Genomic DNA, 26,515 nt, shown 5'->3' with positions numbered 1-26,515 from the left:
ATTAGTTAAAATCGAATTCTACATCAGGCGCTTTTTCGCTACCGGGATCTGATTTGTAGCGCTCCATAGGTTCAAAGCCTACCCAACCAGCAAAAATATTATTTGGAAAACGATTGATGTGTTTTTCATATTCGCCAACCATTTCGTTAAAGCGATCGCGGGCAACGTTAATACGGTTTTCAGTACCTTCTAACTGTGTTTGAAGTTCTCTAAAGTTTTGATTTGCCTTCAATTCTGGATATCGTTCAACTGTTACCAATAGCCTTGATAGTGCTGAGGTAAGTCCTGATTGTGCTTGTTGAAATTGCGCCATATTTTCAGCAGTTAAATTTGAAGCATCAATATTAACTGAAGTCGCTTTTGCCCTTGCACTAATTACAGATTCCAAAGTACTCTTCTCAAAATCTGCAGCTCCTTGTACTGTTTTTACCAAATTACCAATAAGGTCATTTCTACGTTGATAAGCGCTTTCAACATTACTCCATTTAGTTTTAGCATCTTCTTGATACTCTATTCCAGTATTGTAAAAACCTTTATAGGCATTATAACCCCATATTGCTACAATTAATACAATTGCTACGGGGATTATCCATTTTTTCATGGTATTCTTTATTTAGTTAGAGTTGGCTTTTAATCTTGACGAGCTCTGCCTTTATGCTTTCGAGCTTCCTAATAATTTCAAAATTATTAAGTGTTTTTTTCTTTCCTTCTTTTAAATGAATCTTCGCACCTTCGAGGGTAAAACCACGTTCTTTTACTAAATGAAATATGAGCTGAAGATTCTTAATGTCATCAGGGGTGAACTTGCGGTTACCCTTAGCATTTTTCTTAGGTTTTAAGGCATCGAATTCCTTTTCCCAAAATCTAATCAAAGAAGTGTTTACATTAAAAGCATCGGCTACTTCACCTATGCTATAGTATCGTTTTTCTGGAAGTTCAACGTGCATTAATCTAATGAGATATTTTCTATCACAGACTTGCCTAGCATGATTTCATACTCTTCCGGAGTAAGATCTGCATGATAAAAGTTAATAGGGTTTATTGCTTTCCCGTTTTTATGTACTTCATAATGTAGATGAGGTCCGGCTGATAATCCTGTATTTCCTACATACCCAATGATATCACCCCGGGTTACTTTTTGCCCTTTTTTTACCTCGTACTTACTTAAATGAGCATAATAGGTTTCATAACCAAAACCGTGGTCAATAATAATTAAATTACCAAAGGTACTACTACGAACAGCTCTTTTTACTACACCATCCCCAGTTGCATAAATTGCGGCTCCTCTGGGTGCGGTAAAGTCCATTCCCTTGTGCATTTTGCGGTATTTTAAAATAGGGTGCATACGCATACCATAACCAGAAGCCATACGTTTAAGATCTCTGTTTTGAACAGGCTGAATAGCAGGGATTGCCAACAACAGCTTTTCTTTGTCTTCAGCAAGCAGTTTTATTTCATCTAAACTCTTAGATTGAACTACCAGTTGTTTTGAGAGTACGTCAATCCGTTTACTCGTATTAATAATCATACCCGAGTTGTCGAAACCTTCAAGGGATTTATAGCGGTTGATACCACCGAAACCTGCTTTTCGTTGTTCTTCCGGAATCGGATTGGCTTCAAAATAAACGCGGTATAAAGTATTATCTCTTTCAGCAATATTCTCTAGAACCTTTTCCATTTGATCCATCTTTCGATTCATCAATTGGTATTGTAGCTCGAAGTTTTTAAGCTCTCTTGCCTGTGAAAGTTCTTTTGGCGTTCTAAATAAATTGGTGTTTAACAAAAGTGTTAATCCTATAAATGCAAAAAGCCCCGCTGAAAGTAAAAACAACAAAATATTCCTTGCTTTTTTTCCTTTGGTGGGTTCAATTTTTCTATAAGATAAAGTGTCTTGGTCGTAATAATATTTTACCTGAGACATAAGTCAAAAAATTCTATTTTTGCACAATTCTTAGTGGGGGAAAGACTGGTGAAGCCCTTGCCAATCCTCACAAAGATAAAAAAATGTTTGAGTTTTCAAGAAAACGTTATAAAACCTAGAAAATTGCCCATGAAGTCGCAAGCGGTACGAGATCAATTCTTAAATTTTTTTAAAGACAAACAGCATGCTATTGTGGCATCAGCCCCTATGGTAATGAAAAACGACCCTACGTTGATGTTTACTAATGCTGGGATGAATCAGTTTAAAGAATTTTTCCTTGGGAATTCCAAGCCTAAAAAAAATCGCATCGCCGACACGCAAAAATGCTTGCGCGTAAGTGGTAAACATAACGACCTTGAGGAAGTTGGTATGGATACCTATCATCACACCATGTTTGAAATGTTGGGTAACTGGAGTTTTGGTGATTACTTTAAAAAAGAGGCTATCAGTTGGGCATGGGAGCTGTTGACCGAAGTGTATAAAATTGATAAAAGCAACTTATACGTAACAGTTTTTGAAGGAAGTGATGATGCTGATAACTTAAAAATGGACCATGAAGCATTCGACTTTTGGAAAGCCATTATTGCAGAAGATCGAATTTTGATGGGCAATAAAAAGGATAATTTTTGGGAGATGGGAGATCAAGGGCCATGTGGACCATGTTCTGAAATTCATGTCGATATAAGAAGCGAAGCTGAAAAGGCAAAAGTTCCAGGAAAAAGCCTCGTAAATGAGGATCATCCTCAGGTGGTCGAGATATGGAATTTGGTTTTCATGCAATACAACAGAAAAGCAAACGGTCAACTCGAAGATTTACCAGCTAAGCATATTGATACCGGAATGGGTTTTGAACGCCTATGTATGGTTTTGCAAGGAGTTCAATCAAACTATGATACGGACGTCTTTACTCCATTAATTCGGGAGATTGAAACGATTACTGAGTCAAATTATGGTACAGACGAAAAAGTAGATATCGCAATTCGTGTCATCGCCGATCATGTTCGGGCCGTAGCTTTTTCGATTGCTGATGGTCAGCTACCAAGTAATACGGGTGCCGGATATGTTATAAGAAGAATTCTTAGACGTGCTATCCGATATGGTTTTACTTTTCTTAATACAAAAGAAGCATTTATTCATAAGTTGGTTGATACACTAAGCAAACAAATGGGAAGTGCTTTCCCTGAGTTAAAATCTCAAAAAAATCTTATCGAAAATGTAATACGAGAAGAAGAGCAATCTTTTTTAAGAACGTTGGATCAAGGTTTGGGATTGCTTGATACCGTGATGAAAGTAAATCAAGGAAAAGAGATCGATGGTGATAAGGCATTCGAATTATATGATACTTATGGATTCCCAATAGATCTTACCGAGTTGATAGCTCGTGAAAATGGAATGACCATTGATATGCCTGGATTCAAGTCAGCTCTTGAGAAACAGCGTGAACGTAGCCGCAGTGCCAGCGAGATACAAACCGATGATTGGCAAATTCTTTTCGAGGATACTAATCAGGAGTTTATTGGGTATGATCATCTAACTGCGGATGTACGTATTGCACGATATAGAAAAATTGAAAGTAAAAAAGCGGGGACTCAATATCAATTAGTATTTAATTTAACTCCATTTTATCCCGAAGGCGGGGGGCAGGTAGGGGATAAAGGTTATCTAAAATCCTCTAACGGCGATGTTACTTATATTATAGACACCAAGAAAGAAAACAATCTGGTTATTCATATTACCGAGAGTCTCCCGACTAATATAACCGATAGTTTTAAAGCGGTTGTCGATGCCAAACAAAGAGATCGAACAGCTAGTAATCATACAGCGACGCATTTAATGCATCAAGCGCTTCGTACTATTTTAGGTGATCATGTTGAGCAAAAAGGTAGTATGGTGCACTCAGGTTACTTACGATTTGATTTTTCTCATTTTTCGAAGGTAACACATGATCAATTGAAGGAAATTGAGGACTTTGTAAATGCCAGAATAAATGAAGGTATTGTTTTAGATGAGAAGCGCGCAATGCCATATCAAGAAGCAATTGATAAAGGAGCAATTGCACTTTTTGGTGAGAAATATGGTGACGTTGTGAGAGCTATACGATTTGGCGAAAGTATGGAACTTTGTGGTGGCACTCACGTTCAAAACACCAAAGATATTTGGCATTTTATAATTATTGCGGAAAGTTCAGTAGCAGCTGGGGTAAGACGAATAGAAGCCATTACCAAAGACGCTGCCAAAGAACACTTTGCTAGTGAAACTGCAAAATTTAATGAAGTAAAAGTTGCTCTAAAAAATACTAAGGCACCAGTAAAAGCAATAATCAGTTTACAAGAGGAAAATGCCAGTTTAAAAAAGCAAATTGAACAACTATTAAAAGACAAGGCAAAGAATTTAAAAGGGGAGTTGAAATCAGAAATAGAAGAAATAAATGGTATCAATTTCTTGTCGAAAAAAGTTTCCTTAGATGCGGGTGGAATCAAAGATCTTTGTTTTGACCTTGGCAATGAGGTTGATAATCTGTTTGCTGTTTTTGGATCAGAAGCCGATGGGAAAGCTATTTTAAGCTGTTATATTTCTAAAAATCTCGTAGCTGAAAGAGAACTGAATGCCGGTCAGATTGTTCGCGAACTTGGTAAATATATTCAAGGCGGTGGCGGCGGACAACCATTTTTTGCAACTGCGGGAGGTAAAAACCCTTCCGGGATTGAAGAGGCATTAAATACAGCCAAAAGCTTTGTTGACTAAACCTATTACCGCTTCCTTAGGTTAGAGAGATAAGGTAACGGCTATGAAACTACAAACAACCATACCACTAAAAAAATCGGATAATCAAATTGATTATGATTCAAATGTGTTGCTAATTGGTTCCTGTTTTGCACAGAACATTGGAAGAAAACTGGATTACTTCAAGTTTCCGATCGTTCAAAACCCATTTGGTATTTTGTTTAATCCGGTTGCTATTGAAAACGTAATTGCCAATGCAATTTCTGGAGTTGACTATACCGAAGATGATATTTTCGAGCATCAAGGCTTATGGCATTGTTTCGATGCACATTCAAGCATAAGTAGTGATACCAAAGAATCAACACTTAATAACTTAAATGCCGCTTTGGGCTTAATGAGAAAGCAGTTATCCAAGGCTTCACATATTGTTATTACATTAGGTACTTCATGGGTGTATCAATTAAAACAGACCGATCATATTGTGGCCAATTGCCATAAAATTCCACAAAGTGAGTTTGATAAACGACTACTTTCTGTTGAAGAAGTCATCAAATGCTTAATGACGATTTTTAAGTTAATAAGGCATGTAAATAAAAATGTAGCTATTATTTATACGGTATCACCAGTACGTCATTTAAAGGATGGTTTTGTTGAAAATACGATTAGTAAGTCACATTTAATAACAGGCTTACATCAAACTTTATCTTTTAAAAATAGACCTACGGGGTTGAGTTATTTTCCTTCGTATGAACTTATGATAGATGAGCTGCGTGATTATCGTTTTTATGATCGAGACATGCTACACCCAAACGATTTGGCGATTGAATATATTTGGGAGCGATTTCAGCAAGTTTTTATATCACAAAACAGTTTTCCGGTAATGAAGGAAATAGACCAAATACAAAAGGGATTGCTACATCGACCTTTTAATCAAAATGGAGAACAACATCAACTGTTTTTAGAAAGGCTAAAGCAGCGAATAGGTACCTTGCAAAAAACGTACCCTGCAATACGGTTTAATGATTAGTAGCTAATTTCATTTTTTGTAACTTTCCTTAAAAGTGGCGCATGCGTAAAGTACTTTTCGGAATCATTATCACCTTACTTATACTCTTATTTTTTCAGTATTGGCAAAATAAAAAAGAACAACAACAAACTATTTTTAAAGGAACACAACTTATTCAGGAGCAATTAGTCAATGTGGGAAAGTTAGTCGTTTCTGAAGGGCATTTTTCAGAAGTATATAATTATGCTGATGCGAAGTCGTATTGGAGTGATTTCGTTAGTTTTGAAAAAAAAGCCTTGGTTGTTATTAACGCTGAGGTTACAGTAGCTTATGACTTAGGCAAATTAACCTATGAGTTAAATGAAGTTGAAAAAATAATCAAGATTACTAATATTCCTGAGGAAGAGATCAAGATCAACCCCATGATCGAGTTTTACAATATTGATCAAAGTGTTTTTAACCCCTTTACTGGAGAAGATTATAACAAAATTCAAGATAAGGTGCGCGCTGACTTTAAGGAAAAAATCGAAGATTCAAGCCTAAAAACAAACGCACAAAATCGGTTGATTAGCGAATTGTCAAAGTTTTATATCATCACGAATTCGATGGGTTGGAAACTAGAATATGAAGAACAGCTTGCCAAAGAATATGAATTTTTAAATACGAAGTCATTAGAATTTGCTAATTAACTTCTTTTTCTAGGATATTTTCTTTCTTAACGAAGCAATACCACCACCGTTAACAGCCTTAATACCATGTTTACGTAATATACTTGCACCCTTAGCACTTCGCACGCCACTTTGGCAATGGACAATTACCGGTTTATTATGCGATTTTACTTTGTCTATATGCTGTTTTATTTCGTTTATAGGAATGTGTAGAGCACTTGCAATATGATCGGTTTCATATTCATTTTTGGTTCTTACATCGAGAATAATATAATCTTGATTCAAAAATTCATCAAGTGATCCATTCTTTTTCGAACCAAATAAAAAACTAAATAATCCCATTTATCGTATAACTTTTTGTTCCTGTATTAAAGTAATACCACCATCAATTAGATGACCCACTTCAGGTCGGTTTTGTTTTACAGTTTCCAGATGCTGTTTGATTTCTTCAGCAAAAGTTGTATCGCCATTTTCTGAAGCTAGCTCAAATAACTCGACACTTAACAACCAGTCTTCAGGATGATTTTCAACAATTTGCTCAAAAACTTTATGTCTAGAAATGGTGCGGTTGGTTCCTTCTCTAAAATCACGAACCTGCTCGTATAGCATCTCTAAGGCTTTTCTTTCGGCGGATTTTTTTGGTTTAATGGTTGTTGAGGAAGGTGAATGCGTTACCAAATTAAATGAAGAAAGATCGGCAGAACCCGAAAAAACAGAAACAACTTCTTTGCCAACTGCCATGTCATAAATGCCCCATTCCGGTTTGAAAAGTACTTTATCATTATGGTTAACTGTGCAGTTTTTAAAACTGATTAATATTATTTTACCCTGCAAGTTTCGTGTACCTGTAATAATCTCACCTTTTACTTCGATACCACCTTCGAAAATAAGATGTACTTGTTTGCCTTCATAAATACCATAGGCTTCCAAATCACGCGGACTCATATCTTCAATAGCGAGATTGATACCTTTTAATTTACCGACAGTAGTACCGTATCCGTTGGTATGACTTTTGGTGCTATGACCAACTAATTCTTTTTCTCGATTAGACAGCGCTGTTTTTCCTGTGGTTTGTATGTAAATGGGCTTTCCTTCCCAATCAATCGCCTCGCTAAAAACTCCAGAAATTTGTAAACCAGTACTTAATTCGACAGTGCCTAGTGCATTTGAATCGATAAGTTTTTGTACGCCACTAAGTCCACCTTTTCTAAGTGCCATGGTATTGGCAAATTCTTCTAAAATGAGACTTAGATGGGCAAAATCAGGGGTCACAAAAAGTTGAGGTTGTGGTTTGGTAATATCAAAACCAGTAAAGGTAGCCTCTTTGGTATATGGTATTTTTTTAACTTGATCGGTCATACACCACTCGCTCTCACCAATAGAGGATAATAGCCCGGCGCCATAGATTTTCGGATCATCAACTTCGCCGATCAAACCGTATTCAACCGTCCACCAGTGTAAATTTCTGATCAAAGCCATTTCACTAGGTTCACCCATATTTTGTTGAAGGTATTCAATATTGGCCTCGGCTTTATCAATTTCTTCTTTTGGAGTGCCTGGCGCTTCTTTGATAATACTTAAGTGACGCACAGCTTCGTATAATTCGTAATCCTTGGCACTACTAATGGCCTTACAGCCAATTTCACCAAAACGCCGCAGATACTCTGCGTACTCAGGATTTGCAATAATGGGTGCATGGCCTGCTCCTTCGTGAATGATATCAGGAGCCGGAGTGTATTCAATATGTTCTAATTGTCTTATGTCTGAAGCAATGACCAGTACATTGTAAGCTTGAAACTCCATAAATGCACTGGGGGGAATAAAACCATCAACCGCAACTGCTGCCCAACCAATTTCCTTTAAAATACGGTTCATGCCGTACATATTTGGGATATGGTCAATAGAAATCCCTGTTTTTTCAAGACCTTCTAGGTAAGATGAATGAGCAACTTTACTTAAATAATCAACGTTTTTTCGCATTACATAGCGCCAAACGGCTTGATCAATTGCTGAATAAGCATCATAATCTTGCGGTTTAATGTATTGACTAAGGTGCTTTGGTAGCCTATCTAATATCTCGTTTGATTGAATTTTTAAGCTCATTAATCCCTTCTTTTTTCATTAGTAAAGTTACGAAAACAAGCAAAATAAAAAGCTGTAGCATTGCTACAGCTTTCTCGTATTTTTTGTTATCAGAATTTTAATTAGCCTGTGCTAAAGGTGGGTATTGCTTCATGATTTCTTGAACAAATTCTCGAATACGTGCCTCCTTTTTCTCAATATTATTGTTGGTTACTAGATTACCTGTGCCTTTTCCTTGCCAAACCAATTCTTTTTCAGTGGTATCGATAACATCGATATATAATGATCCTTCGGTGCGCGTGGCTACATTGTTAAAGCCAGCACCCCAACCTGGACCCCAGCCCCAGCCCCAGCCTCCCCAGCCGAAACCGCCCCAACCAAAGCCTCCCCAGCCCCAGTTGTTATATACGTCAACTCTTTCTTTTTCTTTAGTGAAAATGTTGACTAATACATCGGGATTATCACTTTTTACGAATCCTTTCGCCAACATTTCAGCTTCAATGGCTCTTAAAATTCGCTTTTTGTCTAGATCTGAAATTTCAGCTTTATCAATACCTGTTTTGTAAAAGGCAAATGACTTGTAATTGTTAAAATCAGCTTGCTGATCATAATCTGAAGCTACTCGTACACTTACGCATGAAGTTAGCATGAGTACCAGTAGCAATGGTAGTAGTACTTTTATTTTTTTCATCATAACAGCTTTATAAATTAATATTCTCCAGAAATTCTATCAAAAATGTAACAATAATTGTACCGAAAAGGTATTTTAACTGTTAATTCTTGTTCTTGTCAAAACCATAGGGACAATGTCTGCATCCGCTTTCGCAACAGTATCCTCTTTTAAGGTGGTATTGCTCAGTAAAACACCTATAGCCTTCTGGTGTTAAGTAATAGTCACCTTCTTCTACCGGAATTATTTTTTTCATCTAAATAGGTAATGTTAACAAAATCAAGCAATTCTGCTTATAACTTTTTTCTTTTAAGTGCGTTTAAGATACACCGGTTCTATACCTTTATTCCAAAGATAACCCAAAATGGTTTGATATTTGAGTAGTTTAAGATATGATTCTTGTATTTAAACATATTTTTAGGAAAAACTATATCGGGCTCACACTCTGGCCATTAATTATTTTGCGCGATCATGAGTTAAAGAACGATGAGGTGTTGCTTAATCATGAACGTATTCATCTAAAACAACAGAAAGAACTTTTCATTTTTCCATTTTACATTCTTTACATGTTGGAATGGGTGTTACGAGCTATTCGCTATGGCAATGCTTATAAAGCCTATAAAAATATCAGTTTTGAGCGTGAGGCTTATTACAACGAATGGGATCTAAACTATTTAGAAAACCGAAAATCATGGCACTTTATCAAGTATCTTCGTTGTCATGAATCTCTTTAGTGAATTTATTAGCCAAAATCAAGAAATTGAGCTTCCGCTATTTCTAGCTAAAAAAGTAAGAGTATCAATAAAGCGTGAGGATGTTTTTGATGAGTTCGTATCAGGTAATAAGTTGAGAAAACTTAAATATAATTTGTTAGCTGCAAAGACTAAAAAGTGCAATACGCTACTAACGTTTGGTGGTGCTTATTCCAATCATATTGCTGCTGTAGCAAAAGCAGGAAAACTCCTAGATTTCGAGACCATAGGGGTTGTTAGAGGCGATGAGTTAGCAGATAAAATAGAAGAAAATTCAACATTGCGTTTCGCACAATCTTGCGGAATGAAATTTGAGTTTGTTTCTAGAGAATTATATCGCGAACGAAACGACCCTGAATATATAGATGAACTTCAGGAAAAACACCCTAATACCTATATTATTCCTGAAGGTGGTACCAATAAAGAAGCTATTAAAGGATGTGAAGAAATTTTGACTAAAAGAGATGAAGACTTTTCGCATATTGCAGTCGCTGTTGGAACTGGAGGCACCCTTGCCGGAATTGTTAATTGTTCAAAACTCGGTCAACAAGTTTTAGGTTTTCCTGCTTTAAAGGGGAATTTTTTGCAAACTGATATTAGTAAATTTACAAAGAAGCAAAATTGGTGCTTAGTGCCTGATTATCATTTTGGCGGGTATGCCAAGATAGATGAATCGCTTATCAGATTTATTAATCAGTTTAAAAAGGATACTAAAATAGCACTTGATCCTGTTTATACAGGTAAAATGATGTTCGGCATTATCAATATGATAAAGAACGATCAATTTAAGCCAGGAGATTCCATTTTAACAATTCATACGGGAGGCTTACAGGGAATCAACGGTATGAATAAACTGCTTCGAAAAAAGAGCATGATTGAAATAAAATAGTAATGATAAGGATTGGAATGGTAATGGTAGTCTTTGCACTACTTTTTTCAAGCTGCGGAAACCAACGCAGAGTGGTAGAAAATACTAAGGACAAGGAAAAGTCAGTTGTCAAAGTATCGCCAAGAGATACGGTAAAAGTGTATGTTGCTAAACGAATGGCTAATTATAAAGAATATATAGCGACATTTAAAGATATTGCTATGGAAGAAATGACCAAAAGTGGCATACCGGCAAGTATAACATTAGCTCAAGGCCTGCTTGAATCTGGTGGTGGTAATAGCAATCTTTCATTACGTAGTAACAACCATTTCGGAATTAAATGCCATAAAGGCTGGAAAGGCTATCGGGTGTATCATGATGATGATGAAAAAGGCGAGTGCTTTAGAAAATACACGCATCCTCGTCACTCATTTAGGGATCATTCAATTTTTTTGACTACGAGATCTAGATATTTATTCTTATTTAGTTATGCAAAGGACGATTACAAGAAATGGGCTAGAGGTCTAAAGAAAGCAGGGTATGCAACTGACAGGCGATATCCACAAAAGCTCATCGATCTTATTAATAAATACGAACTTTACCAATATGATGCGTTGGTTTTAGGTAAAGATAGTAGTGTGGCTAATGTGGTAACTGATGATTTGGACAAATACATGGTAAAAAAAGGTGATACGCTTTACTCAATTTCTAGAAGATTCAAAATATCGGTTGGTGAATTAAAAAAGCTAAATGGTTTAGAGACCAATGACCTTCATATAGGACAGGTATTATTTACTAAACCACTTCCAAAAGATTTTTAAAATACATGTTATACAAACGTAGTAGTGCTTTGTTTACCGAAGCACAGAAAGTAATTCCTGGGGGAGTAAATTCTCCTGTCAGGGCATTTAAAGCAGTAGGGGGTACTCCAATTTTCGTAAAAGAAGCCAAAGGTGCCTATTTATATGATGAAGATGGCAATCGCTTGATTGATTATATCGCATCGTGGGGCCCACTTATTTTGGGACATGCGTATGAACCTGTAGTAAATGCAGTTATTGAAAAAGCTAAAAAAGGAACTTCATTCGGTATGCCGACAGCAATCGAAACCCAAATTGCTGAACTTGCTGTTTCTATGGTGCCAAATATTGACAAAATTCGATTTGTAAATAGTGGTACCGAAGCATGTATGAGTGCGGTACGCTTAGCAAGAGGGTATACTAAAAAAGATAAGATTATCAAGTTTGCTGGGTGTTATCACGGGCATAGTGATTCGTTTTTAATACAGGCGGGTAGTGGTGCTGTTACCTTTGGGTCACCAAATAGCCCCGGCGTTACTCAAGGTACCGCTAAGGATACTTTATTGGCTAGATATAATGACCTTGATAATGTTAAAGCTCTTTTAGAGGCTAATAAAAATGAAATAGCAGCTATCATTATCGAACCAGTAGCTGGTAATATGGGCTGTATTATTCCTAAAAATGGTTTTTTAGAAGGACTTCGGGACTTATGTGATGCATATAGTGTATTGCTGATTTTTGATGAAGTGATGACCGGTTTTCGATTAGCGGCCGGAGGCGCTCAAGAATTGCTAGGTATTAAGGCAGATATTGTCTGTTTCGGAAAGGTAATTGGAGGAGGTTTACCTGTAGGAGCATTTGCGGCGAGAAATGAAATAATGGATCATCTTGCCCCAAGCGGACCGGTATATCAGGCGGGTACTTTATCCGGAAATCCATTAGCTATGAGTGCTGGACTTGCAATGCTAAGTTCATTAAAGAATAAGCCTAATGTTTTTGAGAGTCTTTCAAAAAAGTCGGAATATTTACATAACGGAATTTCAAAAGTACTTATGGCCGAAGGGATCGAGCATCGGATAAACCGATTAGGATCGATGATTTCAGTTCACTTTACTGATCAAGATGTAGTCGATTTCGATTCTGCAGCATTAGGTAATAATCCTGTTTTTAATGCATATTTTCATGGTATGCTTAAGGAAGGTGTGTATTTACCACCTAGTGCATTTGAAAGCTATTTTTTGAATGATGCGTTGTCGTACGAAGATATTGATTTCACCATTGCAGCATTAGAAAAAATTGCGCCTACTTTGAAATAACCTAATATCGTTCTTTAGGTATCTCGGCCTTTTTTTCCTCTACACCAGATGATTTAATTAATTTCTCATATTGCTGTGGAGTTAAGATTGCCTTTAACTTTGCTGTAACGGTTATGCGCTTACTTTTAGCTTCCTGAACTGATCTCGGTTTGCGCGCCATCATATTTTTTTCTGAATACAAGGCAATTAGCTTTTTTTCTTGTTCTTCGTTTAAGTCGAGAATTTTGTCAAGGTCTTTAACTTTTCGAATTGCCAAATCTTTTTGAGACATTTTATCCAGAGGGACAACATTTGATTGTGCCATTGAAAAAGAGGTAAACACAATGGCGCAAAGGAGCATAAATTTTTTCATTTTAGTCTTATTTAAGTAGGTAATATTGGCCACAATATACAGTTAAATTAGCAAAAAAGGGTGTTTGGAGACTTCGGGTTTTAACGATCTCGTCTTAAAAACACCCTTTCTTGACAAATAACGTACTACTTACGAGAGCGTCTTTCTCGCTTCATTTTAGCTTTTCCTCTTCGCATTTTTCTCCGTTCCATCTCTTCTTTCCATTGTGCGAATTGATCATCATCTAAAATATCTTTTAAGTTATTTTTATAGCTAATTTGACGATCTAGGCGTTCGTTGATTCTATTAAAGCGCTCCTCGTCACTAAGAGTCTTATTGTCACTTTTTTCTTGTTTACGAGAGGCCATTTTCGTTTTTTTAAACTGGGCCTCCTTCAATTCTAGAGCTTCGACAGCCTTTTGTTGTTTGTCTGTTAAATCAAGCTGCAGCGTCATCCGTTTACTATTAATAGTAGCAATTTGCTCAGCAGTAAATTTTTCAAATACACTCGCTTTTTTCTCCTGATGTTGCCCTTTTCTATGTTGAGCGACACTTATGCTGCTTACTGTTAATAGTGCTAGCATTAAATAGATTGTTTTTTTCATTGTACTTATGTTTTAGTTCAATGCTATGACCATTTAAAAAGAGAATGGTTTAATAGCTTAAACCTAATACAATGTTAAAAATGAGAGAACAAAAAGTCCGATGTATTAAAACAAAACGGACTTTTAGTGAAAATAAAGTATTGTAATTATAGCACATCAATAGTGGCTGTAAGGTCTAGTTTTATAGCTATATCAAAATTGATAGGTGTACTACTCACTGTACCTTCTAGAGTGGCTGTAATCGAACCAGAACTTTTAAGAATAGAAGCGATATTGCGAAGCAAATCTGTATCTGTTATAGTATAAACAGTACCTGCTTCATCCGCTGTTTGAGGATTAATCTCATCAACGTTAATGCCTAAGTCGCCAAAACTAAGAGAAGCGTTAGTTATGGTAGTATTTTGGGCTCCTGTGAAATTAGTGATTTCATAGGTTAGTGAATTGATATTAATATCTTGAATAAGATTTAGATTCTCTTGAATATCTTGATTGCTTAAAATATCAATAGTTGAAGTTTCAGAAAATGTTTGTGCCTCAGTGGATTCATCAGGAATCGAAACGGACATAGTGGTAGAAAAGCCATCGGTTACATCAAATTCCGTTAGTTCATCTATCTTATTACAAGAAAAAAGTGTCGCGATAATTAGAAGTAGTAACGTTGATTGTTTGGTAATTGTCATTTTTTAAATTTTTATTGGATTTACTACTTAGTTGGAACTTAACAATAAAAGGTTAACACCTCGAGGGAGTTAAATGTTTTACAAAAAAAAGAGGCTATCTAATAGATAACCTCTTTTAAAATAATGTGTATTAATTATTTCGGATCTAAGATAAGATCGATACGCTCCGCTAAATCTTGAAGGTGATACCGGCTCATGCTATCAGCGGTTCTTCCAATAGCACTGCGCACGCTACTTTTTAAGCTTCTTAACTCTGCACGAACAACTGGGCGAATATCACTTTGACTTACATTTACATTTGTTCTTGCAACAAAACGTCTAAATGCAGCCGGAATTGGTGCCTGTTCTTCAGTCATTAAATGCTCCATACGTTCAACATACGCACGTTGAAGGTTACGACGATAGGTATCAATTTTTCTTCCGTTTCTTAATTCGTTGAACAAGCCTCTTCGCAATTCGCGCATCATTTGTGGTAGGCTATATGCATTGCCGCCATTAATGGTTTCATTTTCAATCATGCGTCCCATTCTGCCAAAGTCTAGCATATTGTTTAATGTACGCACTTGAAAAGCTCTTATACGATCAACATTACCTGCAGATTCAATTTTATTGAAAATATTTTGATCAATTAACCATTTTGGAGTTTTGAACAGTTCATTTTGCACAAATTTCATTGCATTTTGCTGATGCGCTTTTGGAACATGTGTATAAACAGCACCTTCCTGATCATAAGTTTTATAGTATTCATAAACCCCACCAATATTAGAGGACACATGTCCCATGTAGCGGTTATACTGCCCTAGTACCTGACGGTACATGGTACCGAGGTCGCTATAGTTCTTTCCGTCTTCAGCTGTCCATTCAATCAGGTTTGGAACAATTCGTTTCAAGTTGGCAATACCATAGTTGCTTGCTTTAATGGCATCATCACCTAAATCTTCTGTTTGAGAACTAGGGTCAATAACACCAAATTGTTGGCGACCAAAACGGTACATGGGGTCATCAGCATGATCTAAAATCCACTTATCGAGTGTTTTCTTCTCGTCAGCAGGAGTTTCAGCATCTAGTATTGGACGATACCCCCACTTAATTGAGTGCTTGTCATAAACACCAATATTTGGCATTAGCGCTACACCTTCATCGCCGGGTTGCGCAACGTAGTTAAAACGAGCATAATCCATTATTGAGGGTGCTGTACCGTATTTTTTAGTAAAGCTGGCAGAACGAAGTGAATCTACCGGATATGCCACACTGCTTCCCATGTTATGTGGTAAACCTAATGTGTGACCTACCTCATGGGCGGAAACAAAACGGATCAAACGACCCATTGTTTCATCTTTAAATTGTACGCCACGAGCATCAGGATTGATTGCTGCAGTTTGTACAAAGAACCAATTGCGTAACAATGTCATTACATTGTGATACCAGTTAATATCGGATTCTAAAATTTCTCCTGATCGAGGGTCACTAACATGCGGTCCGTTTGCGTTGGGAATTGGTGAAGCCAGATAACGAACAACACTATATCGTACATCTTCAGGGCTCCATTCAGGATCTTCTTCTTTTGAGGGAGGATCTTTTGCGATAATAGCTTCTTTAAAACCAGCCTCTTCAAACGCTACTTGCCAATCTTCTATACCTTGCTTTATGTATTTCCTCCATTTTTCAGGAGTCGCTCGGTCTATGTAATAAACAATTTGCTTTTTTGGAACTACGAGCTCACCTCGTCTAAATTTTTCAACATCTTCATCTTTTACCTCCAATCTCCAACGATCTAAATAACGAACCGTTTTACTCTCCTGATTTGGTAAACCATAATCAGTTTGACCTCGTCCAAACCAGCCAACACGTTGATCGAAAATTCGACGCTTCATGGGTTCTTTTGGTAGTAAGATCATGCTATTATTCATTTCTAATGAAATAGTACCCGTACTTGAATTAGAAGGAGGTCTTCCTGCTGCATAAGTTTTTACATGTCTTGCTTCAATATTTAGAGGATAGCTCTTCACACTTTCGATAAATGATTTGCTATCATCAAGTCGAGTGATACGATATTGTTGTCTTCTACTTTGAGGAAAACCAAGAGCCTTTACATCCTTAGTAAATAATGGAGAGACATCAACTACAGTACTAGTACTGTCTTTGCCGAACGCCTTTATTGGAAAATTATAAAGTACCGGCTCAAAGTTAGAATTTACAACAGCCTCATGAACAGGTAGCGAATCTGCAGCAAATATTTGATGAGAAACGACCCTTAATAATACCTTTTTATCTCTTTTTTCCCAGCGAAGTACTTGTGTATTTTGCTTACCACCCCCAAAACCAATACCAGTAGCTGTTTTGGCAATTCGGGTTACCATCAGCATTTCGCGGTTAAATAAGGAGTCCGGAATTTCGTAGAAGTATTTGTCATCTACTTTATGTACTGCAAAAAGGCCTTCATCTGTTTTCGCCTTTTTCGTAATTACTTTGCTATAGGGCTGAATTCCGCCTTTTTTGCTTGGCGGCTTAGCAGGAATTTCCGTTTTACCCTTTTTCTTTTTCTTTTTTCTCTGAGCATTAGTGGTATGAACCATACCCAAACACAACAACATCACTAATGATGCGCTTAGTACTTTTTTAATCATAATCATATTTGAATTAGTCGGTAGAAAGGTACGACCAACCAAGGTGCATTTTCTGTTAAGAGAATCATAAGAAATTTATTTAATGTTAAGAGAAAGTGTCCTTAATATAAAGCGATCTAAAAGTATTCTTAAAGCAGTGCAGTTTCTGTTAAATATTTCCAAATGACTGTAACGAAAACATTTAGTAAACGTCTTTTAGGTGTATTCAATAGTGAATACCATCAATCAATCAAATCAAATCAAAAATGAACCAATTATTAATTTTAGGTAGCCTTGTATTCTGGATGAATACCCCTACCGACACGACCAACACAGTAATTAATTACATCGATGTAGAAACCGTATCGTATGTATGCAACGAAGAAACAAACGCCGTAGAACCGGTAATTTACATTGAACAAGAAGAAGAAATCGAATTAGGGTTTGATACTGCTGAATATTTACCAGTTGGTTTTGATCCTTATGCGGAGAGCGGACAGCTTACAGAAGATGAAGTAGACGCTTTATTTGAAGAAGAAATCGAATTAGGATTCGACACCGCTGAATATTTACCAGCTGATTTTGATCCTTATCAAGAAGTTCTTACCGATGAGGAGATCGACGCTTTATTCGAGGAAGAAATCACCATTGAGTTTAATACCAGAGACTATTTGCCAAAGGATTTTAATCCTTATGAAGCAGTAGCAATGATAAAATAGTTTTTATAACAACATAAAAATTATTTGAATTAGTCAACGAAAAAGCCACCTGTGCAAAGGTGGCTTTTCTACATGTTTTAATCGTTGACATTCCTTAGTCAATCTGTACCTTTTGAATATGTTGAGCATCTTCTGTCGAAACACGAATAAAGTACGATCCTTTTTTAAGTTTTGGTAATGCAATTTCAGTGAGCTGGATTCCTGAAGAAATCTCTTTTTGGATACTGTCAGAGGCAGTTTTTCCATTTTGATCGTAAATATCAAGTACTAAATGTTGTGGTTCATAGGCCACATGCTGAACAAGTAATTTCGAATTACCATCAGATGTATTCTGATGAACACTCATTACTTCAGACAAATTTTTATAAAATTGTTTGTTACGTTCAAAAGCCGGTGATTTCGAAGGTGCTAATGCCGGTTGATTAGGTTTTGTGTTACTTGCACTAGCAGCCTTTTGCAACTTATTGTCATTAAAATTAGCAAACCAACTTTCTCCGTAGGTTTCTTTAATATTCTTTTTTCTGTAGTCGGGTTTTTCAGTAATGTCAGTATAAACCCAGTCAGCTTGTACACTGTTTGACCTTACATTTAAAATCATATAACCATGTTGTTGTACATTACTGAATTTTAAATGTTCATTGTTCGCCGATAAGTTAGCGTCTATATAGCGAGCGTTGGTGGTGCCATCTAATTCATTAAAGTTAGCACTGCTAATACTAGGGGTGCTAAATTCAACACCAAAATGTTTACCATTATTCTCGAGTTCTAATCCTAAGGAAGAATGCATGTCGCCCGATAGCAAAACTGTATTATTGATGCTGTTTTGAGTAAAGAAATTTATGATTTCTTTGCGCTCTGCGGGATACCCATCCCAATGATCAAGAAATGCACTTTCAAGCTTATTTGGTGTAGTCTTCAGCTGGTTTGCAGCCCAACCAATATTGAAATCAGAAAACAATACTTGGCTGCCAATTATTTTCCACTTAGCATTACTAGCAAGTAATTCTTGCTTTAGCCAAGCTTTTTGTTGACTTCCCAAAATGGTACGATCGTCAGCATGAAGCGCCTTACTGTTAATATCAAAAATTTGTTTTTGTCTACCTTCTAATCGTGTGTCGAGCAATATAATATCTGCAAGATTCCCGTAGCTAAGTGTTCTGTAAATTTGGTGTTTCTTAGTCTCACGAATTGGCATCCATTCAAAAAACACTTTCTTAGAAATTGACTTTCTGGTTTCCCATGCGCCTTCATTTTTATTGTGATTCGTGGCACCATCTTTATATGCTTGGTAGGCTGATTCATGATCATCCCAAATAGCAATAAACGGATGTTGTTGGTGCACCGCTTGAAGGTCAGGATCTAATCTATATAATGAATATCTAGTTCTATAATCTGCAATATCTAACAACTCAGTATTAGGAATATTAATACGGTCGGCACGTTCTTTTGAATATCCTTCGGTATTGTTTCCAGCTCCGTACTCGTTTATATAATCACCTAAATGAATTACGGCATCTAGGTCTTTTCGTTTAGCAAGTTGTGAGTACGCATTAAAATAGCCAGCTTGATAGTTGGCAGCAGCTACTACACCAAAACGCAAATAATTAGCTTTGGCAATAGGGCTGGTTCTCGTGCGACCGATAATAGAGTTTTTACCAAGGGATGAGAAATAATAATAATAGGTAGTTTCCGGGTGTAAACCTGTTACATCAATTTTTACCGTATAGTCTTTTTCGCTATTGGTGGTTGTTTTTCCTGATCTAATGATATTTTTAAATTCAAGATCAGTTGCTATTTTGTAGCTTACGTTTACATCGCCCTCTTCTTCGGTGGTAACGCGCGTCCAAATAATAACACGATCCGCTAAAGGGTCTCCAGAAGCCACACCATGGTAAAAGGGTTTTAAAGCCGGATCGAACGGCAGTACCTCGTTTCCTACGACTAGCTGGGCCATACTCGTAGAAAAACATACCATAAGGGTAAATAAGAACAGGGGGATCCGCATTAGGGGGTTGTTTGTTTGGGTGTTAAAATCTGATTAATAGCGCTGGCAATATAAAATTTTTTATCGATTAAAAATGCATTTCATCTAACAAAAATTATGTTTTTATGTTAAGAAATTGTTTCTAATCGAATTTATTTACGTTTCGCAGAATATTTTGGATTTTGGTATGCTAAATTTTTTTGAAGAAAAAGAAAGTAAATGGCTCGTAATAAGCTGATTATAGCCTTTATAAAATAAGCTTGGTTTATTCATAGGTTGGGGTTATCATGTGGCTAACTATAACTCAACTTTTTTTAAAAAATTGTGATGCACACTTATAAAAACCCATTTTTTTAGGCAAAAAGTTGTAGATTAAACTAAAATCTTAAACAAATGCCACGTTGGTTATTGGTTTTAATGGTGATTCTTTTGGCGTACATAGCGATTAGTGTAGCGCTTTATTATTTGCAAGAATATTTTTTGTTTAAACCTGAAAAGCTCCCTAAAGATTTTCAATTTGCCTACGAGAATCAAAAATTTGAAGAATATAATATTACCACCCGTGACAATGCGGTGATTAATGGCATATGGTTCAGGGCGGAAAAACCCAAAGGTGTTGTACTCTACTTAAAAGGTAATTCTAAAAGCATAAAAGGTTGGGGTAAGTTTGCAGTCGACTTTACAAGAAATGGATATGATGTGATTATGGTCGATTATAGAGGTTTCGGTAAAAGTACGGGTCGTCGATCTGCAAAGGCAATTAAGCACGACCTGCAATTGGTATATGACAAAATTAAAAAGCGGGTTGCTGAAAAATATATTATCCTTTATGGAAGATCATTAGGTTCAGGCTTTGCCGCCAAATTGGCTTCAATGAATAATCCTAGAATGTTAATTCTTGATGCGCCTTACTACAGTCTTACAAAAGTGACGGCAAGGTATATGCCATTTATGCCTTTATCCGTATTAATACGGTATCCGTTGCCGACCTATAAATGGCTTAAATATGTGCAGTGCCCAATACATATTATCCACGGTACCCATGATAAGCTTATTCCCTTTAAAACGAGTGTCAAGTTATCTCGTATAAAGCCAAAGCTAACGCGTTTGTACCCCGTTATTGAAGGAGGGCATAAAAACCTTAATAATTTTGAGTCTTATCATAAAATGTTGACCGAAATAGTGAATTCTGACCCAAAAGAAATAGATCTTAGTGATTCAAGTATTCATGTGGCACATGGTAAAAAGCGTAAGCGGCAAGCATGAACAAAATAAAGAAATTGATGTTTTGGTTAGTTGGAATCTACTTGTTAATTGGTGTTTTATTGTATTTTTTTCAGGAGCGTATGCTGTTTTTGCCGGAGACGCTTCCTACGGACTACGTATTTAAATTTGACACACCTTTTGAGGAGGTTTTTTTGGATGTTGAAGACGGGGCGCGGTTACATGCAATTCATTTTAAAAATGAGAACCCATACGGACTTATTCTATATTTTCATGGTAATGCGGGCAGTTTAAAGCGGTGGGGTACCTTAGTGCAGCCCTTAGTTGCTAAAAATTATGATGTGCTTGTTATGGATTATCGCACTTATGGCAAAAGTGATGGAAATATTAATGAAAACAAGTTGTTGGCTGATGCCCTTAAATGGTATGAATATGCTACCAAACACTACAAGGAATCAGAAATTACGCTTTACGGACGGTCATTAGGAACTGGCTTTGCAAGCTATGTTGCAAGTCAAAATATGCCCAGACAATTAATATTGGAAACACCTTACAGTAGTATTAGCGATGTAGCTTCCATTCGTTTTCCTATATATCCCGCTAAGTTGCTGGTTCGTTATGAATTTGAACCAATTCTGTATTTGGAAGAAACTGATATTCCAATTAGTATTTTTCACGGGACAGATGATACAGTAGTTCCGTATCGTTATGGTGAAAAGCTTTTTAACTCATTAGGTACAAAGACAAAACGGCTAATTACAATACCTGGCGGTAATCATAATAACCTATCTGTTTATCCTGATTTTCAAAAGGGAATCGATTCAATTTTAAACATCAAGAAGCAGTAGCTTTTTTTATCAAGTTTAAAGTTGTGATATATAAAGCTGCGTTTTCCATTTTAGATTTTAACCATGCATAGAAACTCATGACAAAAAGGTCTTCTTGTTCAACACCAATCCACTCAAAGGAACTTTCAACTTTTTCTTTAAACGCAGCGGTATTTACCTCTTTTTGATTGTTATAATATAGTTGTATCAATGAGATAAACTGAAGAGTCCTTTCTTCGTTTGTCTGCTTTAGGTAATTGCGATGTGTTTTCCTGAAACTTGCTAATCGCGATTCAGTAAGGTCAATATAGTCTAGTTCAATAAGCAATAAAATTTCAATAATATCTTTTTTGATTACCCACTCTCGCCCCATTTTTTTCTCATAATAGGTATTGCTATGTATCAGCTGGTTGAGCTTTCCAAATGAAGTTTTGTATTGTTCTCGATTAAAATAGCACATTACCAAAGCTAGGCGAGCATCATATTGTAACCTTAGTTGTTTGTTAGTTATTTTAATAGTTTCTTCAAGTATATCAATTGCTTTTAGAGCATTGCCCGTATAATTTTGGTTTAATGCCATTAATAGTTGTAACTGCCCTTTGAACACTGATTTATACACGGCTCTTTTCTTTTCAAGTTGAGTATGTAATAGGTTGAGAATTAACATCGATTCATCAAAAAGTTTATTTCGAAAAAGAGTATTTGCCTTGATGAATAATATTTTGATGTAATAAAATAGGTGTTTGTCTATCTGTTCTTGTTTGTCCTCTATATGTTGAAACAAGAACCGCATGGTTGGCAAAATTTGATAATAATTAAATTCCACTTTAGCTGCTGTATTACAAATTTCCATTAATCGGTAAACCGACTTTACGTCCAGGATTTCTTCATTGGCTGAAGTATATTGATCTATGATTGCATGTATTGAAGTACCTGTATTATCATTGATCTTGGTTTTGTCCAGTTGACGCTTAATTTTCGCATATACAATATTGAGTCGTTGTTGGCTTATGTATCGTTTTCCGTTATTGTTTAGCTTTTTAACAAGATTGTCAAGATTGACGTTGGGATTAAGGTGTGCATATTGGATGAGTGTATGATATATTTCATTGAGAATATTATAAAACTCATACTTCAAAGCCAATTTTTCTGCCTTGTTGATGGTTTTAAAACCAGCTTTTACCTGTTTTCTTTCAAACAAAATACGGGCCGCTAACAAAAGCTTTAAAATGTTCATTTCTTCTGCAGTTTCACTATCAAAACTTCTAGCTGCCAAAAAGTCAATTAAAGAATCAGATAGTCTTTTGTTTAGTGCGTGATAAGCCCCATCTGGTTGATTGGTATATAAACGTTCTTTGATAGCAGAAGATGTAGTGCCAGCCTCCAATAGTTTGAATAGTTCGATATTTTTAGTGTCATGGCGTTTGTTTTTTTGCTGCAGTCTATTGATAAACAATCGTTTTTCGTCACTGCTTAGAACACTGATAATGGATGATAAACTACTCATTATATCATAAGTTTTTATACATATAAAGCTATTAAATATAATATTTTTATGTAAAAAAATATATTTTATATCATAAGTTTTATCTTAAAATAGATTGTGTTACTTATCATTACACGTTCATCTTTGTCATGTAAATTGATCGAAGGATCCTAAAACTCAAACAAATGGAAAATCAGAATTTTAAGATTAAAGATGAAATTATTGAAAAGCCAAAAACACGACCTACAAAGAAGGCTACGGTTTATGATCAAAAACCAACATCCGCTTTTATTTCAGCCTCATGGGCGGCTTTATTTATTGGCATGGTGTCTTATTGCATCGGGCTGTGGAATGCCGATATGTTATTAAATGAAAAGGGATATTATTTTACCATATTGTTGTTCGGATTGTTCTCTGCGGTGTCAGTGCAGAAAAGTGTACGCGATAAGCTAGAAGGTATTCCGGTTACGGATATTTATCACAGTATTAGTTGGTTTACAACAATAGCCTCAATCGTGCTTTTGGTTATTGGTTTATGGAATGCCGATTTACTGCTCAGTGAAAAAGGTTTTTACGGTATGTCGTTTACCTTAAGTTTATTTGCTGCCATTGCCGTGCAGAAAAACACCCGTGACACTAAGTTTATTGACGAAAAGGAATTAGAAAAATAGAAATTTATAAATGTCAGTCTGAGTTTTCAGACTGACATTATTTTAAATAGTAATTATGAAGAAGATAACATTTCATAAAGTCTTAGTGATAGGTATTGGTATGTCATTTTTATTATATGTAGGTTCAATGTTTTTACCAATGTTTAGCTCTGATAAAAGCGCTTTAGGGGCATTAGGGTTTTTATTAGGCTGGTCGGGTTTTCTTGACAACGAACCTTTTATGGCAATTTCATGGTTGGCAAATGTTACTTTTCTGCTGTCAATTCTAGTGTATGCCGTTCCAACTAAAAGAAGACTCATTCTTGCAACAATTACTTGCTGTTTATCGCTATTTGCTTTAGGTTACGAAGAATTTATTTTTGGAGAAAGAGGAAATGTACCGGGAATTGGCTTTTTTGTGTGGGTTTTGAGCTTTTTAACGATAATCATCACCTTTTACATAAAGAGACGACAGGAAAAATCCCTCTTGTAAATCCGCTATTTCCACCTTGTCATCGCGCAATCTTGCTACTACTTTTGTTAAAAAGCAAAATGATGAAAAACAAGACATTTTTGGTAGAGCGGTTTATTGTGCATGAGTCAAAGCGAATAGTTTTCTGGAAAGGAGCGCGCGTACACACAGTTGGTAATTTAACCTGCAGTGGAGAAGACCATCGATTTATTGTTTATTTTTTGGAAGATAAACAATATGCTCCTCCTTCTATGTACATTCCTGAATTTAAGTTAGGTGTACAATTTGTAAATAAAACGCAAATGGGATCTTATTTAAAGTTAAAGGACGTTGAAGCCCCTGTATATGCATATTTAGATACAGCGAATCCTGACTGGAATGCACTGACAGTTAACGAACCGGTACGGCAATGCGATTACGTAATGGGATAAAAAAAGGCCGACAACTTTAGTTGTCGACCTTGATTTGTTTTAGGATAGTTTATTAGGGTTTACTTTCGCTTTCGCATTTTGAAAGCATTTCACAAAATTGTGTCAAACTTTCAACTGTATTTTTGAATTCCTTATTCATTGCTTTTTCAGCAACGGCAGGACATCCTTCGGCGTAAGCAGCTAATTTCTTTTTGAATCCGAATATAAAACCAGTACCTGAGGTCGATTTCCCTTTTTCATCAGCTGGACGCTTTAATACGATTTCTTCATTATTAAAAAGGTATAATTCAATTTTATCAGACTTGTGCAATACTTTTGCAAATTTTGGAGATGCACCACCTAAAGCCATTTGACCAACATCCACAGCACCTTCTTTTGTTGAAGATTCTTTGAATCGAATAACCTCATACATATCACCATTACTAAGTGCTAATGCCTGGCAGTTTTTAGCTTTATAAAACTTGTCGCCTACATTACCATCTTCATCAGCCATTCTTACTTTTGCCGTAAAAGCGATGTCTTTTATAGAAGCCTCATTCATTTTGGCAGCTATAGTGTCGTTTTTTGTAGTAATCAAGTACGCTACCATCTCACTTGGTTGAGCAGCTTCAGCTTCCACTTCATCAAAACTCATTTCGGCTTGACCGGTAAGATCTTCACTTACTATTTCAAAATGGCGAGTACTTAATTTATTTTTGTCTAATTGCTTACGAAGGTATTCACCATCCTTAATAAACTGCTTTCCATCACTTTTATCATAGTCGTTATCAATAATCATCTGTCCGTACTCAATGGTTTTTTCAGGATTATCTAAATAATAATAAATGTTTGCAAGGTTGTAGTAACTTGAATATCGTAGTTTTCTAATACGTTTTTTATCTCCAGGGTAACGTGCAGGTACACCTTCAAAATATTCGATAGCAGGTGCAAGGGCAGCAGCGAGCTCATCAGTAGCAACATCTGACTTCATTTTAGAAGCAAAAGCCTCTTTCATAAGTTCGTACATTTCTTTATGTTTAGGCGTTTCCGGATGTTTTCTTGAATCTAGAATCCAGAATTGGTCTTTTTTGTCAGCAATTCTGTAACCATACTTTTTATTCAAAGTATAGTTCATATCACCAACAACGCTTTTAAAGAAATCGCTTTTAAAACGATCACGAAGATTATAACGGTTGTTGTTATAAAATTCTTTAGCTTTTGTATAACTTCTAAACTCGTCGCTATTATAAGTTTCTCCCTTACCGTAAGTAAAGTTCTTGTTTTCACCAATTAATTGGTTATTAACCGACATGGTAGCATACGTTTTGTATGGCCACACTACTTTATAGTAACGACTAACCGATGTTACCTTTCCTTCTTTGTCTTTGTTTTCAACTTCTCGCTTCTCTATGTTCATATCTCCTAACTCCACATTGAAAATCTCAATATCAATATCAAGATTTCCGTTATTGTCAAGCTTGCTAAATCCGTTGATCTTGATACGACTTTGCGCAATATCTCTTCTAGAAGAACTATTCATTGCGTTGGTAACACTTACATTGAAGGTACGATCCTTATCATTTAAGATTGGATCGGTTGGTAACAATACATAAGAGGTTTTGAAATACTCTCTGTCTAGGTTTGAACTTTGGGCTTTGACTCCTACGTATGCAAGTAGTAGAAGTGCTACAATTAAGTTTTTTTTCATAAGTAG

At 36.1% G+C, this 26,515-nt stretch carries 27 protein-coding genes; 13 read left to right on the top strand and 14 right to left on the bottom strand.

The window, feature by feature from the left end; all coding sequences use genetic code 11:
- Position 1: 1 nt before the first annotated feature.
- Genes ABN763_RS14475 through ABN763_RS14465 form a run of 3 tightly spaced genes read right to left on the bottom strand, consistent with a single transcriptional unit; the run spans position 2 to position 1,921 of the window.
- On the bottom strand, positions 2 to 601 hold the full coding sequence (locus ABN763_RS14475) for a LemA family protein (RefSeq protein ID WP_410486205.1): 600 nt from the start codon (positions 599 to 601) through the stop codon (positions 2 to 4).
- 16 nt (positions 602 to 617) lie between these two features.
- Positions 618 to 947, bottom strand: a complete 330-nt coding sequence (locus ABN763_RS14470; protein ID WP_410486204.1) for a MerR family transcriptional regulator — start codon at positions 945 to 947, stop codon at positions 618 to 620.
- Positions 947 to 1,921, bottom strand: a complete 975-nt coding sequence (locus ABN763_RS14465) for a M23 family metallopeptidase (RefSeq protein WP_410486203.1) — start codon at positions 1,919 to 1,921, stop codon at positions 947 to 949. Before ABN763_RS14465 ends, ABN763_RS14470 begins: the two co-directional genes overlap by 1 nt.
- A 129-nt stretch (positions 1,922 to 2,050) precedes the next feature.
- Here ABN763_RS14465 and alaS point away from each other — a divergent pair, with 129 nt between their 5' ends.
- The 3 genes from alaS to ABN763_RS14450 are packed head-to-tail and all read left to right on the top strand — an operon-like array spanning position 2,051 to position 6,340.
- Positions 2,051 to 4,666 carry an alanine--tRNA ligase gene (gene alaS / locus ABN763_RS14460; protein ID WP_410486202.1) on the top strand — a complete coding sequence of 872 codons (2,616 nt, stop codon included), beginning with the start codon at positions 2,051 to 2,053 and terminating at the stop codon, positions 4,664 to 4,666.
- Between the two features lie 43 nt (positions 4,667 to 4,709).
- The gene (locus ABN763_RS14455; RefSeq protein ID WP_410486201.1) at positions 4,710 to 5,672 is read left to right on the top strand and encodes a GSCFA domain-containing protein; all 963 of its coding nucleotides are present in this window, start codon (positions 4,710 to 4,712) and stop codon (positions 5,670 to 5,672) included.
- Positions 5,673 to 5,713: 41 nt separating this feature from the next.
- On the top strand, positions 5,714 to 6,340 hold the full coding sequence (locus tag ABN763_RS14450; protein ID WP_410486200.1) for a DUF4230 domain-containing protein: 627 nt from the start codon (positions 5,714 to 5,716) through the stop codon (positions 6,338 to 6,340).
- A 9-nt stretch (positions 6,341 to 6,349) separates the two neighbouring features.
- Here the strand turns inward: ABN763_RS14450 and ABN763_RS14445 are convergent, their stop codons facing one another.
- From ABN763_RS14445 to ABN763_RS14430, 4 genes are all read right to left on the bottom strand, one after another.
- Positions 6,350 to 6,661 (bottom strand): rhodanese-like domain-containing protein, encoded by a 312-nt coding sequence (locus ABN763_RS14445; protein WP_410486199.1) that lies wholly within the window; start codon positions 6,659 to 6,661, stop codon positions 6,350 to 6,352.
- A complete protein-coding gene (locus ABN763_RS14440) occupies positions 6,662 to 8,422 on the bottom strand; it encodes an aromatic amino acid hydroxylase (RefSeq protein WP_410486198.1) in 1,761 nt (586 codons plus the stop codon).
- Positions 8,423 to 8,519: 97 nt separating this feature from the next.
- Positions 8,520 to 9,092, bottom strand: a complete 573-nt coding sequence (locus ABN763_RS14435; RefSeq protein WP_410486197.1) for a DUF4136 domain-containing protein — start codon at positions 9,090 to 9,092, stop codon at positions 8,520 to 8,522.
- Positions 9,093 to 9,174: 82 nt separating this feature from the next.
- Positions 9,175 to 9,327, bottom strand: coding sequence for a DUF5522 domain-containing protein (locus tag ABN763_RS14430; protein WP_410486196.1), 153 nt, complete (start codon positions 9,325 to 9,327; stop codon positions 9,175 to 9,177).
- A gap of 136 nt (positions 9,328 to 9,463) precedes the next feature.
- Here ABN763_RS14430 and ABN763_RS14425 point away from each other — a divergent pair, with 136 nt between their 5' ends.
- Genes ABN763_RS14425 through hemL form a run of 4 tightly spaced genes read left to right on the top strand, consistent with a single transcriptional unit; the run spans position 9,464 to position 12,807 of the window.
- On the top strand, positions 9,464 to 9,805 hold the full coding sequence (locus ABN763_RS14425; protein ID WP_410486195.1) for a hypothetical protein: 342 nt from the start codon (positions 9,464 to 9,466) through the stop codon (positions 9,803 to 9,805).
- The gene (locus ABN763_RS14420) at positions 9,792 to 10,712 is read left to right on the top strand and encodes a 1-aminocyclopropane-1-carboxylate deaminase/D-cysteine desulfhydrase (RefSeq protein WP_410486194.1); all 921 of its coding nucleotides are present in this window, start codon (positions 9,792 to 9,794) and stop codon (positions 10,710 to 10,712) included. Before ABN763_RS14425 ends, ABN763_RS14420 begins: the two co-directional genes overlap by 14 nt.
- A gap of 2 nt (positions 10,713 to 10,714) precedes the next feature.
- On the top strand, positions 10,715 to 11,512 hold the full coding sequence (locus ABN763_RS14415) for a glucosaminidase domain-containing protein (RefSeq protein WP_410486193.1): 798 nt from the start codon (positions 10,715 to 10,717) through the stop codon (positions 11,510 to 11,512).
- A gap of 5 nt (positions 11,513 to 11,517) precedes the next feature.
- Positions 11,518 to 12,807 (top strand): glutamate-1-semialdehyde 2,1-aminomutase, encoded by a 1,290-nt coding sequence (gene hemL / locus ABN763_RS14410; protein WP_410486192.1) that lies wholly within the window; start codon positions 11,518 to 11,520, stop codon positions 12,805 to 12,807.
- A gap of 1 nt (position 12,808) precedes the next feature.
- Here the strand turns inward: hemL and ABN763_RS14405 are convergent, their stop codons facing one another.
- The 4 genes from ABN763_RS14405 to ABN763_RS14390 all read right to left on the bottom strand — a co-directional run bounded on the left by ABN763_RS14405 (position 12,809) and on the right by ABN763_RS14390 (position 17,050).
- Positions 12,809 to 13,159, bottom strand: a complete 351-nt coding sequence (locus ABN763_RS14405) for a hypothetical protein (protein ID WP_410486191.1) — start codon at positions 13,157 to 13,159, stop codon at positions 12,809 to 12,811.
- 125 nt (positions 13,160 to 13,284) lie between these two features.
- Positions 13,285 to 13,743 (bottom strand): hypothetical protein, encoded by a 459-nt coding sequence (locus ABN763_RS14400; RefSeq protein ID WP_410486190.1) that lies wholly within the window; start codon positions 13,741 to 13,743, stop codon positions 13,285 to 13,287.
- 146 nt (positions 13,744 to 13,889) lie between these two features.
- On the bottom strand, positions 13,890 to 14,423 hold the full coding sequence (locus ABN763_RS14395; RefSeq protein WP_410486189.1) for a hypothetical protein: 534 nt from the start codon (positions 14,421 to 14,423) through the stop codon (positions 13,890 to 13,892).
- A 134-nt stretch (positions 14,424 to 14,557) separates the two neighbouring features.
- Entirely contained in the window at positions 14,558 to 17,050 is a 2,493-nt protein-coding gene (locus ABN763_RS14390) for a zinc-dependent metalloprotease (RefSeq protein WP_410486188.1), read from the bottom strand.
- Positions 17,051 to 17,295: 245 nt separating this feature from the next.
- Between ABN763_RS14390 and ABN763_RS14385 the strand changes: the two genes are divergently transcribed.
- Positions 17,296 to 17,748 (top strand): hypothetical protein, encoded by a 453-nt coding sequence (locus ABN763_RS14385; protein WP_410486187.1) that lies wholly within the window; start codon positions 17,296 to 17,298, stop codon positions 17,746 to 17,748.
- Between the two features lie 94 nt (positions 17,749 to 17,842).
- On the opposite strand, the gene ABN763_RS14380 is transcribed toward ABN763_RS14385, so the two are convergent.
- A complete protein-coding gene (locus ABN763_RS14380) occupies positions 17,843 to 19,702 on the bottom strand; it encodes an alkaline phosphatase D family protein (RefSeq protein ID WP_410486186.1) in 1,860 nt (619 codons plus the stop codon).
- Between the two features lie 423 nt (positions 19,703 to 20,125).
- Here ABN763_RS14380 and ABN763_RS14375 point away from each other — a divergent pair, with 423 nt between their 5' ends.
- Both ABN763_RS14375 and ABN763_RS14370 read left to right on the top strand, forming a co-directional pair.
- Complete coding sequence (locus ABN763_RS14375) at positions 20,126 to 20,998, top strand: alpha/beta hydrolase (protein ID WP_410486185.1); 873 nt, start codon at positions 20,126 to 20,128, stop codon at positions 20,996 to 20,998.
- Positions 20,995 to 21,804 carry an alpha/beta hydrolase gene (locus tag ABN763_RS14370; RefSeq protein ID WP_410486184.1) on the top strand — a complete coding sequence of 270 codons (810 nt, stop codon included), beginning with the start codon at positions 20,995 to 20,997 and terminating at the stop codon, positions 21,802 to 21,804. Before ABN763_RS14375 ends, ABN763_RS14370 begins: the two co-directional genes overlap by 4 nt.
- Here ABN763_RS14370 and ABN763_RS14365 read toward each other — a convergent pair.
- Entirely contained in the window at positions 21,791 to 23,290 is a 1,500-nt protein-coding gene (locus tag ABN763_RS14365) for a hypothetical protein (protein ID WP_410486183.1), read from the bottom strand. The genes ABN763_RS14370 and ABN763_RS14365 overlap by 14 nt on opposite strands.
- Positions 23,291 to 23,454: 164 nt before the next feature.
- Here ABN763_RS14365 and yiaA point away from each other — a divergent pair, with 164 nt between their 5' ends.
- The 3 genes from yiaA to ABN763_RS14350 all read left to right on the top strand — a co-directional run bounded on the left by yiaA (position 23,455) and on the right by ABN763_RS14350 (position 24,822).
- Positions 23,455 to 23,940, top strand: a complete 486-nt coding sequence (yiaA, locus tag ABN763_RS14360; protein ID WP_410486182.1) for an inner membrane protein YiaA — start codon at positions 23,455 to 23,457, stop codon at positions 23,938 to 23,940.
- Positions 23,941 to 23,995: 55 nt separating this feature from the next.
- Positions 23,996 to 24,412: a hypothetical protein gene (locus tag ABN763_RS14355; protein ID WP_410486181.1), complete on the top strand. Its 417-nt coding sequence runs from the start codon at positions 23,996 to 23,998 to the stop codon at positions 24,410 to 24,412.
- Positions 24,413 to 24,474: 62 nt separating this feature from the next.
- Positions 24,475 to 24,822, top strand: coding sequence for a hypothetical protein (locus tag ABN763_RS14350; protein ID WP_410486180.1), 348 nt, complete (start codon positions 24,475 to 24,477; stop codon positions 24,820 to 24,822).
- A gap of 52 nt (positions 24,823 to 24,874) precedes the next feature.
- Here ABN763_RS14350 and ABN763_RS14345 read toward each other — a convergent pair whose 3' ends face one another.
- Positions 24,875 to 26,509 (bottom strand): hypothetical protein, encoded by a 1,635-nt coding sequence (locus ABN763_RS14345; RefSeq protein ID WP_410486179.1) that lies wholly within the window; start codon positions 26,507 to 26,509, stop codon positions 24,875 to 24,877.
- Positions 26,510 to 26,515: the final 6 nt, after the last annotated feature.

It is taken from the genome of Spongiivirga sp. MCCC 1A20706, assembly GCF_046524175.1.
In the GTDB taxonomy this organism is placed as follows: Bacteria; Bacteroidota; Bacteroidia; order Flavobacteriales; family Flavobacteriaceae; genus Spongiivirga.
The sequence above is the reverse complement of the archived record's forward strand: the minus strand, read 5'-3'. Positions and strand labels throughout refer to the sequence as shown.